Raw genomic sequence first — 14,027 nt, forward strand, 5'->3', positions numbered from 1 at the left:
GTTATGAGATTGTTTTACAGCGTCATCCTGGTGTTGCTGCTTGGAAGTTGTACAGTGTCCAAAGAATTTTCAACCGGCAAAAAATACGATGCCAGCGAATTGACAGAAGATTATGCCTTGTTCCGAAATATCCTGCAGGATGCTCATCCTGGCCTTTACTGGTATACGCCCAAAGACAGCATAGATTATTATTTTAATCTGGGGCAAAGCATGCTGAAAGATTCCATGACAGAGCCAGGGTTCAGAAATGTGTTAAGTTATGTGGTTTCTAAAGTCAGGTGTGGCCACACTTCCATAAAGCCGTCCAAGCAATATGCCAAAAAGAGCAGGCGGAGCAGCCGTTTTTTCCCCATAGTACTTAAACTGTGGCCGGATACTGCGGTGCTGACGCTCAATTTAAACCGAAGGGATTCCTTACTGAAAAGAGGCAATGTGGTTACGGCTATCGACAATAAGCCCATGAATGAAATTGTCGACTCGCTGTTTCAATACTTACCCGCTGATGGTTATAATCTTACACACAAATACCAAACTTTAAGCAACAGGGGCATTTTTGGGTCAATTTATTCTTCTGTATATGGTGTAAAGTCGTCCTACCAGGTTGAATACCTAGACAGTCTTGGCGTCAAAAGGAAAGCGACCATTCCATTATACAGGGTACAGGATGATTCTACATACAGGGAAATGCGCATACCACAGATGACCCGGCGAGAAGCTAAAAGACGAAGACTAGAGGATAACCGCACCCTTCAATTTGATACTTCACTGGATATGGCAGTGATGGACCTGAGCACCTTTACAAAGGGTTACCGGCTGCCTTCATTTTTTAAATCTTCTTTCAGGGAGCTCAGAAAAAAAGGAACTAAAAACCTTGTTATAGACCTGCGTGGCAATGGCGGTGGCAGCATTACCAATTCGAACCTGCTGACGAAATTCATTGCCTCCGGCCGTTTTAAGGTGGCAGATTCTCTTTATGCTATAAAAAGGGGAAGCCCTTATGCCAAGTACCGCCAGAACCGGTTTAGCAATTGGCTGTTTCTTGAATTCTTTACCAGTAAAAAGAAAGATGGACACTATCATTTTGGTTATTTTGAACGAAAACGATTCAAACCCAAAAAGAAAAATCACTACAATGGCACGGTGTACATCCTCACCGGAGGCAACACTTTTTCAGCGTCTACCTTGTTTACACAGGCTGTAAAAAAGCAGGAGAATGTAATCGTGGTGGGAGAAGAAACCGGCGGAGGTGCCTATGGTAATAACGCATGGTTGATTCCAGATGTTACCTTACCACACACCAAGGTACGTTTTCGCTTACCTCTTTTCAGGCTGGTCGTGGATAAGAGCCTGCCTAAAAATGGCCGGGGCGTTATACCCGAGGTCGAAGCAGATCCATCTACAGATGCCATCCGCAGGAATGTTGATTTCAAGAAGGAGAAGGTGGTGGATATGATCAAGAATGGAAAGCGGATATAAGTTTATTGTTTTTGGTTTTCGGTAGTGAAGTTGAGTATTTGAAACAGATCAGCGTCTTTCAGGAAAGGCATTTTTTCACGTATTTGAATGAGGTGTTCTTTGTCAAGCGTAATGGTAAAAATATCTTCGTCGTGGGCTTTGTGATACAACACTTCGCCCAGAGCATTTACAACCATGCTGTCGCCACTGTGGTAAATATTATTGCCGTCATTGCCTGTGCGGTTCACTCCAATCACATAACACTGGTTTTCAATGGCCCGGGCTTGCAAGAGGGTTTTCCAGGCATGACTTCTGCGTTCTGGCCAGTTGGCAACATAGATCAAGAGGTCGTATTCGGGACTGGCTCCATCTTCTTCTGTTTGCAGTGGCGACTGCCGTGACCAAACAGGAAATCGAAGATCGTAGCAAACCATCAGATTGATTTTCCAGCCGTTGGCAGAAGCAATCAATCGTTGGCTGCCGGGGGTATAAAACTGGTCTTCACCGGCGAAAGCAAACAGGTGGCGTTTATCATAAATACCGTACTTCCCATTAGGCAGCATCCAAATCAGCCTGTTGTAATAATAGCCTTCTTCTTCGATGATCAAACTTCCGGTAAGGGCAATTTTTTTGGCTGCAGCCACTTTCTTCATCCACTGAACAGTTGGACCATCCATGGTTTCGGCAAACTGCTGCGGTTTCATGCTGAAGCCAGTGGAGAACATTTCGGGTAGTATAACCACTTGTGTTTTCTCCTGAATGGAAGCAATCTTTTGTTCCAGCATTTGCAGGTTGGCTTCTTTATTTTCCCAATGCAAGGCGGTTTGGATCAATGTGAAGGTAAGTGAAGACATGGATGCAAGTTAATGGGTCTTGGGTTATTGCTTTGAGGCCAATTTGGGATTAGCACCAATCGTTTCCAATATCCCTGTAAGTATTGTTTTCCATACCAGGTTACTAAATCCAGGATTTGGGCTCGGCTGAAACTCTATAATAGGCTCTCGTGGGGGTTCATTTTTTTGGGGGTTGTTATTCTTTATTATAAAGGTATTGGCAAATAAACCTATTAACCCTTTTTTGTCTAGCCCCTGCTCATCCTTTTCCTTTTCATACAATGAAAGTTTCAGATCGTTGTAGCGCATCAAGATCTTACCAGTTGTTTTGTACTCATTGCCTTGGATATGCACTTTTGTATTTTCCAACCTGCCTTTCTCCACTTTGAACAAGCCAAGAGGCATGGCAAAACTGTTGACAAGACTTCCATTAAAACCGGCTACATTGAAGTCTGCTGAAAAGTTACCACTCTTGTAGTTTACTAAATCAAATGTAAGCGAAGCCGTAATAGGCATCTGGCGCATCAACTTACCCGATGCATTTACATTTGCCTGTCTCTTCTGCCGGATATATTGCTTCATATTGGTAAGATGAGACGAATTGATATATACATTACTAAAATAAACGAATCCTTTTTGCTTAGATACCGGGTTATACTCCTCATAGGTTAGATCAAGATTCCGCACATTCAGCCTTTTCAAATAGACCTGCATAGGCAACTTCATTAACAGCTGGTTGAGGAAAGAACTCTCTTTAGGTTTTGATGGTAAGGAGCGGTCCATAGAAACTTTCAACCTTGGGTTGCTGATGTCTACTTTATCTGCGATGCAGCGCTCCTTATTCATAAAGCTCCACCAGTCTATATTATGAACCAATATCCTGGGTATTGACAGATCGTACAGTTCAGGTTGATACAACACTCCTTTTTTGTGCTCCTGCTTTTTATATTCGGATGAAAGTGAAACATTATCAAGGGTCATCAAACGCTTCGGGGCTTCAATTGTAATTGTAGCTATTTTAAACCGGTATAAATTATCAGCACTTCTGGTCGCATAATTGCGCATGGTCAAAAGCGCTCTTTTGGCAAATAAAAAGCGGTCTGTCGAGTTTTGTGTCGTAGAATCAATCAATATATCGTGAAAGCGGAGTACGACATCATTGAACTTTGTTTTCTTGTTTTTATTTTTTACGTCATAACTGATGACAGAGCCTCCCTCAACAGTCAGTTTTGTAACTGCCAGTTTTTGAATATGTTGTTTGATACGCTGATAGAGATTTTCCGTATCCATGGATTTCCTTTTATTATAAGCTCTTTTTTGATGGTAGATTTCAATAAAAGGAGCAATGATATTCAACGAGTTGAAGGTCATTGTTTTGTTGTTCATGACATCGTCTATATTAATGCCATTCAACTTAATGGAGCGAAGGGAAATAGCGAACACATCATCAGGAGCCTGCTTCGAGTTGTCCAACGCAGCTAATGCATTTTTGTCGGGAGAAAGCTTTACGTTCATTAGCGTTACTGTTGATTCCAGCACATCTACCACCATGCTATCCATGGTTAGATCGTACAAGCCTTTGGATCCGTCTTTTACCAACTGCTGCAATCTTTTTTTGAACAGGGGCCGCAGGTCCAGGATCGTATCCAGATTTTTAGCCGGAGCAGCAAAAGCACTATTTTCCACATCTTCTATTGCTCCTGCCTGCCTGATATCCGCCTTCAAAGAAAAGCGTGTAAAAAGATATGCAGCTATCACGAACCCTCCAATTATCAGCAATAAGATGTAAAGCTTTTTCATCAGGGCTGAAATAGTTCAAAGATTAAACCACAGATGAAATGATGAATTGTGAATAGTCAATTGTGAATTTGTATGGAAGTGACTATTGTTTTTAGTTGTCCAGGTGTGAAAGGGAAATGAAGAGGATTGATGATGTGCTGAGTAATGTAGATAGTGAGGAGTAAACGGGAAGTCGGTAGGGCTTAAGTATGCCTTACATACGGGGTTGATACGGAGTATACAGGGAGCATGTATGTAGCATGTACGGCTGATGTTTACTATAACTCTACTATATGTTTACTATAACTTTACTGTAAGTTTTCTATAAGATTACTATAAAGGGGTGGTTTATAAGTTTATGGTGTATTGGGAAATAGCAATTGAGAATTGATAGTTAGGAATTAGGAGCTTGGCAGAGGGTAGATGGATAAGTAGGTAATTATTGACAATTTATAGTTGTAAAGGAGAAGTTATTTCCATTCCGGGAGATTGCTGTCCGTAATATGTAGAAGGCTCCATTGGCATGCTGCTTTAATAAAGAGATTCCTGTATTATACTTTTCCAATAGGAAGGCTAAGGCCATTTCATCGGTACAGCCATGGCCATATTTCATTTCTCTAAACTCATCTACCAGAGCCTCTGGGAATTTGGGTGAACAACCGAAGCATCCAGACAGGTCGCGTGGGTATTTTACATTGAAAGAGTTTGCGGCTGAAGCATTCGTTATTACTAAGGCATACACAGTATTATTTTGTGTTACGACAAACCGAGCATTGTAGTCTTTCTGTTTTTGATTAATATCTATTAAACCATATAGGTCACCAGCATCGGGCGGATGATTACCCGGATGATTATGCAGATCAGCAAAAGCATTAGCCATGTTTGGCACAGTGCTATTGGATTGTGCACCCGAATTCAGGAACGAGGTTAAAATGTTGTTTTTATCGTCTTTTCCAAAAGCAATGACATGCTCTTTTCCTTTATTTAGAAAGGCTGTTTGTATTTGGTTCAAAGCCGTTACGTACTGGTCTGTTTTCGAAAAAGCGGTTACAGTTTCTAAGGCAGCTTTTGCTTCTATACAAGGATCTAACCGGGATATGGCTAGGCCAGAATCTGAAGTTAGAGTGCTATTGGAGGTAACAGGTGTTGACTGATGCGGCCTCAAAGATCCGGACTGCGCGTAAAGACAGGAGAAGAACCACTGTAAAACAATAATATGCAGGATTTTAGTCATTACTGTAATTGTCTGCAGCCAAATGCAAAATATAGTGACTAATCGGCTAATTGAGTTTGAAATTATTTCAGCAACTGAAACACTGCAAAACTAAGAACATAGGCCAAGGCTGTCATATAAGCCAGTTGGATCATAGGCCATTTCCAGCTCCTGGTTTCACGGCGGACAATTGCCAGTGTACTCATACATTGCATGGCGAAGACATAGAAGATCATCAGCGACAAGCCAGCAGCGAGTGTAAATACGGGTGTGCCATCAGGCCATTTGGCGGCTTTCATTTTGTCACGGAGTCTCAGGCCTTCCTCGTCATCGCCAACACTGTACAGGGTGGCCATGGTACCTACGAATACCTCACGGGCAGCAAAGGAGGTTACAATGGCAATGCCGACTTTCCAATCGAAGCCTAAGGGTTTAATCGCCGGTTCCAAGCTTTTACCAAGCAGGCCGGCATAGGAATTCTCCAGTTTAGCTGCATGGTATATGTTTTCCACCTGGGCAACAGGTAAAACCTGTGCAGCTTTAGCCTGCATGTATTGGGCTTCCACCATTTTCATTTTATTCGCCGGACCATAAGAGCTTAATCCCCAAAGCAGAAGACTAATGATCATGATGATCTTACCAGCATCGAAGACAAAAATCTTTGCCTTGCTGATCATGGTGTGCATGATATTGTTCCAGCGCGGTGCGTGGTATGTAGGCAATTCGAGGATAAAAAAGCTTTTCTCTTTAATATTGATAAACCACTTGGCCACATAAGCCACCAACATAGCCATCAACAGTCCTAGCAAATACAGGCCCATCATTACCAGACCTTGCAACCCTAAAAAGCCAAAGAAATATACTTTGGGAATGACCAGGCCGATCAGGATTGTATAAACAGGCAGTCGTGCTGAACAGCTCATCAAAGGAGTGACAAGTATGGTCAGTAGCCGTTCTTTTTTATTTTCAATATTTCTTGCCGACATGATAGCGGGTACTGCACATGCAAAACCGCTGATCAAGGGCATCACACTCTTCCCATTCAGCCCCACGCTACGCATCAGCCGGTCTGTCAGAAAGGAAATACGTGCCATATAGCCAGTATCTTCCAACAGTGTAATCAGGCCAAACAATATCATGATCTGGGGTACAAAAACCAATATCCCACTTAAACCAGCAATAATTCCATTGATAAAGAGGTCGCTCCACCATTTTTGGGGCAAAATGCCAGACAGCCAGTTACCTGCAGTTGAAAATCCCAGTTCAATCCAATCCATTGGATATTGAGCCAAAAGAAACACGCACTGGAATAAAAGGAACAAAACGGCTAACAGGATCAGGTAACCCCCATAGCGGTGCAAAAGAATATTGTCCAGCTTGTTAGTAAATAGCGTTTGTTCCAAAGGATCAGGCTCTGCTACAGAATTCTGCATAATATGCTTGATGCGGGAGTAGCGCTGTAAGATTTCTGAGGCCTGGGTTTTGGTATGGTTGAAGCTGTACTTTTCTTCAATGCCTTCAATTGTATCCTGGGTATCTGAGTCAAAATTGAAATGCTCGTGGTTGATCAGCAGGTGGATGGCTTTATAGTCACTTACCTCAGGAAATACCTTCTGCAAGTCCCCAATAGATTCCTTTGCAAGGGAACGATTATCAATAAAATCACGCACAGGAACCTGGTAGAGGTTGAGGGCGGTCTGTTCAATTGCTTTTTTCAGCTGGGGAATGCCTTTGTTCTTACGAGGGTTCACAGAAACTACAGGAACGCCCAATTCCCGCTCCAATTCTGCCAGGTCGATCATGATACCTTTTTTCTTGGCCATGTCCACCATGGATAAGGCTACGACGACGGGTTTTTTCAGATCTATAATCTGTGTGCAGAAGAGCAGATTGCGTTTCAGGTTGCTGGCATCAACCACCACCACATATATATCTGCATGGATATCACTATCCTGATGGAGTAAAACTTTATAACTAATCCACTCATCGGGACGTTTAGGGTATAAACTATAAGTACCGGGCAGGTCAATTACATTCGCTGACAGGTCTTCCGACAGATTTGTATATCCTGTTTTTTTATCCACAGTAACCCCAGGAAAATTGCCCACCTTTTGATTCAAGCCAGTCAGGCTATTGAACAATGAGGTTTTACCACAATTTGGATTACCCACTAAAGCTATATGTAAAGGACGGTTTGCCACTAATTGGTGTGCAAATTTAGAAGCCTTACTGTAGAGACATTTACGAAATCAGGAGTATTTATGAAATCTGGGAAAAGTTTAACACCCCTTGTTAAAGGAAAGTTGAAGGGGTCACAAGTTTACGAGTTAAAATATTCCACCTGATATTTTTCAAATTTTGATAACTCTAGGCAAACAACCATTGAATACCTTTGTGCCTCTATATTGAAAGATTTATTGGAATGCGGAATTATTTTCTTATTTTATTTCTCCTGATTTTTGGCGCAACTGAGGCCCAAAAGCTAAAAAAAGAGGACAAACAATTAGTAGCGAATTTGCAGGCTCACATTCAGTACCTGGCCAGTGATGAATTACAAGGCCGTAGAACAGGCACACAAGGTGAAGCCCTTGCAATGAAATATATCAGTGACAAGTTCAAAGGCGTTGGCCTGGCACCCAAAGGCACCAACGACTACCTGCAGCCTTTTGTCATCAATGAAGGAAAACAAGTCAACCCCTCTACCCACCTTATTGTCGGGGGACAAGCGCTTACCTTGTATAAAGACTTTTTCCCTTTAGCCTTTAGCGGAAACGCTTCCCTGGAAGCGCTTCCTTCTATGGCTATCCAGGAAGTGCAAATGCCCTGGTTCTGGGACATTAAGGAAGTAGTTGAAGAAAACAAGGGCAATCCTCATTGGGATGTATACGCCGCCATAGAGAAAAAAGCTGAAGACGCCCAAAAGAAAAGCGCTACGGCATTATTTGTTTTCAACACCTCAGCAACCAAGGACAATATCCAGTTCAAAGGAAGCGAGCGACCCTCCCAGTTATCTATACCCGTCGTTTATTTAACCAAAGAAGCCGTTTCTAAATATTTTAATGATGAATCGGCAACCCTGGATATTAAATTAAAGACAGATATCAGTCCGAAGAGCAGGACAGGCAATAACGTTATTGGCTTTATTGACAATGGAGCACCAACGACCATTGTTTTTGGCGCCCACTTTGATCACCTAGGCTTAGGCGAAGATGGTAATTCATTGCAACAGGGATCAAAAGATATTCACAATGGTGCTGATGACAACGCCAGCGGTATATCTGCCCTGATAGAACTTGCCCGAATGCTCAAAGCATCTTCTCTGAAGCAAAACAATTACCTGTTTGTAGCTTTTTCGGGCGAAGAGCAGGGATTGTACGGATCGAAATACTTTACAGAAAACCCTACGGTTGATCTTGGTTCTGTTAGCTACATGATCAATATGGATATGATCGGGCGGCTGAATCCATCCAGTCCTGTACTGACAGTTGGTGGCTTTGGCACTTCGCCATCCTGGGGCGCTGTGTATAACGCAACTGGCAAAAAGTCTATTTATAAAGGAGCGTTGCAGTTCCGCTTTGACTCCAGTGGTGTAGGTCCCAGCGACCATACTTCTTTTTACCGTAAAAGCATCCCTGTGCTGTTTTATTTTACCGGCCTTCATAGTGACTATCATAAGCCTACAGATGATGCCGACAAAATCAATTACACGGGTGAACTGCAGGTGATCAAACACATCTACAGCCTTGTAGAAGTGCAAAGCAGAAATGCGGGAAAGGTTGCATTTACTCCTACCAAAGAAATGCAGATGAATGCAACTGCTTCATTTAAGGTAACCTTAGGCATTATGCCCGATTACAGCTTCAGTGGTAATGGGGTGCGCGTGGATGGAGTGACAGAAGGCCGTCCAGCTCAAAAAGCAGGTTTAAAGGCGGGTGATGTTATTGTAAAACTTGGCGACCATGCTATTGGTTCCCTCGAGAGCTATATGGAAGCCCTCAGCAAGTTTAACAAAGGAGACAAAACAACAGTATATTACAACCGCGGAAGTGAGAATCACTCCTCTCCGGTTGAGTTCCAATAAGGCGACCAAAGCTATCTGTATGCGACTTATACTTGATCACAAAGACCTGACTGATAGCTTCTTTGAAGATACCAGGCTATTGGGTATTATGGCACCTGTCAAAGACTACCAGTTTTGCTGGCAGTTGAATAATTTATTTGGATTTGATTTCAGGATCAATAATGATATAGAAATTCAACTGACCCGCAAACAGCGTCACTACTTTTTTGCTGTGTATGAATTTGCCGAGAAGTACAACTCGCTGGTGCATTATCTATACAACAATCAATTTGACGGGGAGTATCTACTACCCGAGTTTAAGCACCTGGACTTCCTATGGCTGCTGAAAGGTGACGTGGTTAGTGATTATGCTTTGTTGCAGTTGATCAACTCCCTCCGTACACTTAAGGGAGTGCAACTTGTGGTTGAACTCACTGATGAAAAGATCAGGAATAAAGAGCACCTGGTATTTTAAACAGTAATCCATTAGAATGCTGCAAGTTGTGAGGATGTGGCCATGTAATCAAGGAATTATTGTAACTTGTAAGTAGAAATATCATTTCAGCTAATTATCAAATCATCTTTTACACCATGGCATGGCAGGAAAAAGATAACTCCCTTTACCAAAAGCTAGAATTTAAAGACTTCAACGAAGCTTTTGGCTTCATGAGCCGTGTGGCAATGATCGCTGAAAAAATGAACCACCATCCTAAGTGGACCAATGTATGGAATACTGTGGAATTTTGGCTTTCTACACATGATGCTGGCGACATTGTTACTGACAGAGATCGTAAACTGGCAGAAAAGATAGATGCGCTTCTTAAGTAGAACCTATAGTTGGCTACTTTAATTGCTTCTTACAATTATGAATCCCACAGGATTACACTGCTCAGTGTGATTCATTTAACAGGCATGTACAATTTGTTTTGCTAAACAATCAGACTATTTAGCAAATTTCATAATATATGTTAACCTTGGGTTAATTGTGATGAGAGGCTGTTCCCTGTTATATAACGGAAACGCCTAAGTGATAATTTTACATATCTAACTGCTCTTAAATATGAATAAGCTGCTCTTTTTTTTCTTGTTTATTACATGCATCAACTATGCATCTGCGCAACAGGAATCCCAATTGAAAGGTAAGGTAGTAGATACCCTGGGAAAAGCGCCTTTGTACAATGCCGTTATTTCCCTACTTAACAAAAAAGATTCTACTTTATCGAAATTTACCCGAAGTGGTAAAGATGGAAGTTTTAACCTGCTCCGTCTTGCAAAAGGCCAGTACATTATAATGATCACTTTCCCAAAATTTGCTGACTATGTTGATGTGGTGAATATACAGGAGCCAGTAGTTGATATGGGCGCTATTGCGCTTACCCAAAAAGCCACGCTTTTAAAAGAAGTTGTGATACAAAGCGGACGTGCTATTCGCATCAAAGGAGATACAACGGAATTTGTTGCCGATAGTTTTACTGTGAAAGAGGGTGCTACGGTGGAAGACCTTTTGAAACAGTTTCCCGGCTTCCAGGTAGACAGTAAGGGACAAATCACAGCACATGGCCAGCGGGTGCAAAAAGTGCTGGTAGATGGTGAAGAATTCTTTGGTGATGATCCTACAATGGCTACACAAAATATTGCAGCCAAAGCCGTGGATAAGGTACAGGTGTATGATACAAAGACGGATCAGCAAAACCTTACAGGATTAGGAGGTAATAACCAAGGCAAGACTGTGAATATCAAGCTGAAAGAAAACAGTAAGAAAGGATCTTTTGGAAAAGCTTTTGCAGGAAGCGACTTTCAGAAATATCATGATGCTAAAGTGCTTTACAACAGGTTTGTTGGTAAGAAAAAAGTTTCTGTCTATGGCACTAAGAGTACTGTTAGTACTGGAAGCCTGAACTGGGAAGACCGGCAAAAGCTTGGCTTAGAAAATGATTTAGAATACGACGAGGTCGGAGGATATTATTACAGCATAGGTAGTGGCGATGACTTCAACGACTGGAGTTTGCGTGGCCTGGCAGACTCATATACAGCCGGAGCTTTATTCAACAACAAATGGAATGAGGACAAGTATGGCATTAACGGTTCTTACCGGTTCAACCGCCTGTCCACAAGAAATGAGTCATCCACTCTTACACAGACCATCCTTTCTGACGGGTTGTTATATAGAAGCGATTCTGTAATCAGCAATGGTTTGAACCAGCAGCATGCGCTAAATGGCAAATACGAATGGAAGCTGGATTCCCTGGCCTCTATTAAATTCACGACTGCCGGCATTTACAAAACAACCCAGGGCTTCAACCATACCAATAGTAATACGCAGAACGAAATGGAGCAATATCTGAATAAGAACGACCAGACAAGAGAGAATGAAACAGAGCGGAAGCAATTGGACAACCTTTTTTCTTATAAGCAATTATTTAAGAAGAAAGACAGGCAACTGTTGTTGACCTTGCGTTTTGGCCTGGTAGAGGATGACAATAACGGCTTATTGTATTCGAAGTTCGAAAAACATGATGGCAATGGTAATTTTGTGTCTGATAGTATTACCGACCAGCAAAAGTTATTCACAGGCAACTCCCGGACTATTGGTACTAAAATCACCTATAGTGAGCCGCTTACTTCAAAATTGTCCTTGGTTGTTGATTATGGTTTTAATAACAATAATTCAGCCTCCAATCGTGCTTCATACAATAATGAAGGCAATAACAAGTACGAGATACTGGATTCTCTTTACAGCAATAATTTTAACCTGGATGCTTCTTCACATAGCACCATGGCGGTATTGAAATATGTTGGCAAAAAGACAAGGTTCGCAATGGGATCCGGATTATCAGCCCTTCAACTAAACCTTAAAGACCTGTATAAAGACAAAAAGACAAACTACAACTTCCTGAATCTAACGCCACAGGCAACCTATAGCTACCAGTTAAAACAGCAAACATGGTTTTATGTGAACTATAGTGGTACAACCCGTCAGCCCAGTATGAACCAACTGCAACCTTTCCGTGACAACAATGACCAAACAAATATCTTCATCGGAAACCCTAACCTGAAGGTAGGTTTCAACCATAGGTTCAATACTTCTTATTCAAGCTACAAAGTACTCACAGGCACGAACTTATATGTTGGTGCCTCCTACGGATTTACACAAAACGATATTTCCAATTCCAGCATCATTGATGCATCAGGTAAAAGAACATACACTCCGGTAAACGTAAATGGCAATAATTACTGGAATTTCTGGGGCAACTGGAATCATGGTCAAGGAGAAAAAAAATTGCGCCATTATATTCAGCTGAATGCTAATGGAGGCCGGAATATCAATTTCATTAACAATGAAAAAGGCACCAATAACTCGGCAAACTTTAATATAAATTATGGCATTGGCTATGATATAAAAGACAAGTTCAATTTCAGGATCGGCCCAAGCGCAGGCTATAACAGCTCCCGCTCTTCTTTGCGAAAAGTTGACAACAACTATTTTTCTTATGGAGGTTCTGCCAATGGCTATGTACTGCTTCCCGGTAAGATCGAATTGAGCAGTGATATAAATGCCAACCTCCGCCAGAAGATTGATGCTTTTGACCGTAATACCAATATCATTCAATGGAATGGATCTATATCCAGAAAAGTATTAAAGGATAAAAGCGGAAAGATCATCTTCCTGGCAAACGATATCTTAAACCAGAATAAAGGCTACAACCGCAACATTGGCAGCACCTTTGTTACCGATGAACGGTACCTCAGGGTAAGCCGTTATTTCTTATTGAAGTTTGAATGGTCGTTCAATAAAATGCCAACAGGAAAATAGTAATACTTGAAAAATTGACAGACCATTATCCAACTCACTAAAACAACAACATTAATGAAAAGATCAATTCTCCTTTTAATAGCCATCTTTCTTGTACACTCATTGTTACCTGCACAAGCCCTTTTCTATAATACCATAAAAGTGGAATTTGAAAAGACCGTTTATGTTCAACAGATGTATAAAGAGTTAGTGCCAGAATCCTACGATAGATTCAAAGCCAACCTTCCTGCAACTTCGATTAGTTATTTTGACTTCATAGGTGATACTACTAAATCCATTTTCAAACCTGGCAGGGAAGTGCCTGTGAGTACACGTTCCTGGTATAGTTCTATTGCAGATAAAAATGTTGTTTATTCAGATTATAAAAGTGATCGGGTGGTGGCACAGAAACCTGTGTATGAGGAGACATTTCTTGTAGAAGATAGCCTTGCTAAAATCAAATGGAAAATAACTGCCGATACGCGGGAGATTGCCGGATTTGAATGCAGAAAGGCGGTCGGCATACTTAATGACAGTATAGGCGTATTTGCATTTTATACAGATAATATTTTGATCCCAGGAGGGCCGGAAAGTATTCAAGGGCTACCTGGCATGATACTGGGAATGGGCATTCCCCGACTGCATACAACATGGTTTGCAACCAAGGTAGAAGTAAGTGGTGTGAACATGAACAGTGTAGTGCCGGCAACCAAAGGAAAGAAGTCTACTTACAAAACGATGATGGAAGCGCTCAACAAAGTAGCCAACAGATGGGGCGATTATGGCAAGAAAATGCTGCTGAACTTTGCGATTTGAGAATAGGAATAGTGAGTGATGAATGATGAATAAGCCGATATTTCAACCATTCATCACTCACTATTCCTCTTTCTACTT

The 14,027-nt window shown here is 41.7% G+C and carries 10 protein-coding genes; 6 read left to right on the top strand and 4 right to left on the bottom strand.

Going from position 1 to position 14,027, the window contains the following annotated elements; genetic code table 11:
- Nucleotides 1–3 precede the first annotated feature (3 nt).
- Entirely contained in the window at nucleotides 4–1,476 is a 1,473-nt protein-coding gene (locus tag OCK74_RS17565) for a S41 family peptidase (protein WP_279298375.1), read from the top strand.
- A 2-nt stretch (nucleotides 1,477–1,478) separates the two neighbouring features.
- On the opposite strand, the gene OCK74_RS17570 is transcribed toward OCK74_RS17565, so the two are convergent.
- The 4 genes from OCK74_RS17570 to feoB form a co-directional block, all read right to left on the bottom strand.
- Nucleotides 1,479–2,309 (bottom strand): nitrilase family protein, encoded by an 831-nt coding sequence (locus OCK74_RS17570; protein WP_279298376.1) that lies wholly within the window; start codon nucleotides 2,307–2,309, stop codon nucleotides 1,479–1,481.
- Nucleotides 2,310–2,333: 24 nt separating this feature from the next.
- The gene (locus tag OCK74_RS17575; RefSeq protein WP_279298377.1) at nucleotides 2,334–4,088 is read right to left on the bottom strand and encodes a hypothetical protein; all 1,755 of its coding nucleotides are present in this window, start codon (nucleotides 4,086–4,088) and stop codon (nucleotides 2,334–2,336) included.
- Between the two features lie 418 nt (nucleotides 4,089–4,506).
- The gene (locus OCK74_RS17580; RefSeq protein WP_279298378.1) at nucleotides 4,507–5,301 is read right to left on the bottom strand and encodes a hypothetical protein; all 795 of its coding nucleotides are present in this window, start codon (nucleotides 5,299–5,301) and stop codon (nucleotides 4,507–4,509) included.
- Nucleotides 5,302–5,363: 62 nt separating this feature from the next.
- Nucleotides 5,364–7,481: a ferrous iron transport protein B gene (feoB, locus tag OCK74_RS17585; RefSeq protein ID WP_279298379.1), complete on the bottom strand. Its 2,118-nt coding sequence runs from the start codon at nucleotides 7,479–7,481 to the stop codon at nucleotides 5,364–5,366.
- Between the two features lie 221 nt (nucleotides 7,482–7,702).
- On the opposite strand from feoB, the gene OCK74_RS17590 reads away from it, so the two are divergent.
- From OCK74_RS17590 to OCK74_RS17610, 5 genes are all read left to right on the top strand, one after another.
- Nucleotides 7,703–9,361 carry a M28 family peptidase gene (locus OCK74_RS17590; protein ID WP_279298380.1) on the top strand — a complete coding sequence of 553 codons (1,659 nt, stop codon included), beginning with the start codon at nucleotides 7,703–7,705 and terminating at the stop codon, nucleotides 9,359–9,361.
- Nucleotides 9,362–9,380: 19 nt separating this feature from the next.
- On the top strand, nucleotides 9,381–9,815 hold the full coding sequence (locus tag OCK74_RS17595) for an IPExxxVDY family protein (RefSeq protein WP_279298381.1): 435 nt from the start codon (nucleotides 9,381–9,383) through the stop codon (nucleotides 9,813–9,815).
- Nucleotides 9,816–9,931: 116 nt separating this feature from the next.
- Nucleotides 9,932–10,168, top strand: a complete 237-nt coding sequence (locus OCK74_RS17600; protein WP_279298382.1) for a 4a-hydroxytetrahydrobiopterin dehydratase — start codon at nucleotides 9,932–9,934, stop codon at nucleotides 10,166–10,168.
- 232 nt (nucleotides 10,169–10,400) lie between these two features.
- Entirely contained in the window at nucleotides 10,401–13,154 is a 2,754-nt protein-coding gene (locus OCK74_RS17605) for an outer membrane beta-barrel protein (RefSeq protein WP_279298383.1), read from the top strand.
- A 54-nt stretch (nucleotides 13,155–13,208) separates the two neighbouring features.
- A complete protein-coding gene (locus tag OCK74_RS17610) occupies nucleotides 13,209–13,949 on the top strand; it encodes a GLPGLI family protein (RefSeq protein WP_279298384.1) in 741 nt (246 codons plus the stop codon).
- Nucleotides 13,950–14,027: the final 78 nt, after the last annotated feature.

It is taken from the genome of Paraflavisolibacter caeni (assembly GCF_025628885.1).
In the GTDB taxonomy this organism is placed as follows: domain Bacteria; phylum Bacteroidota; class Bacteroidia; order Chitinophagales; family Chitinophagaceae; genus Flavisolibacter; species Flavisolibacter caeni.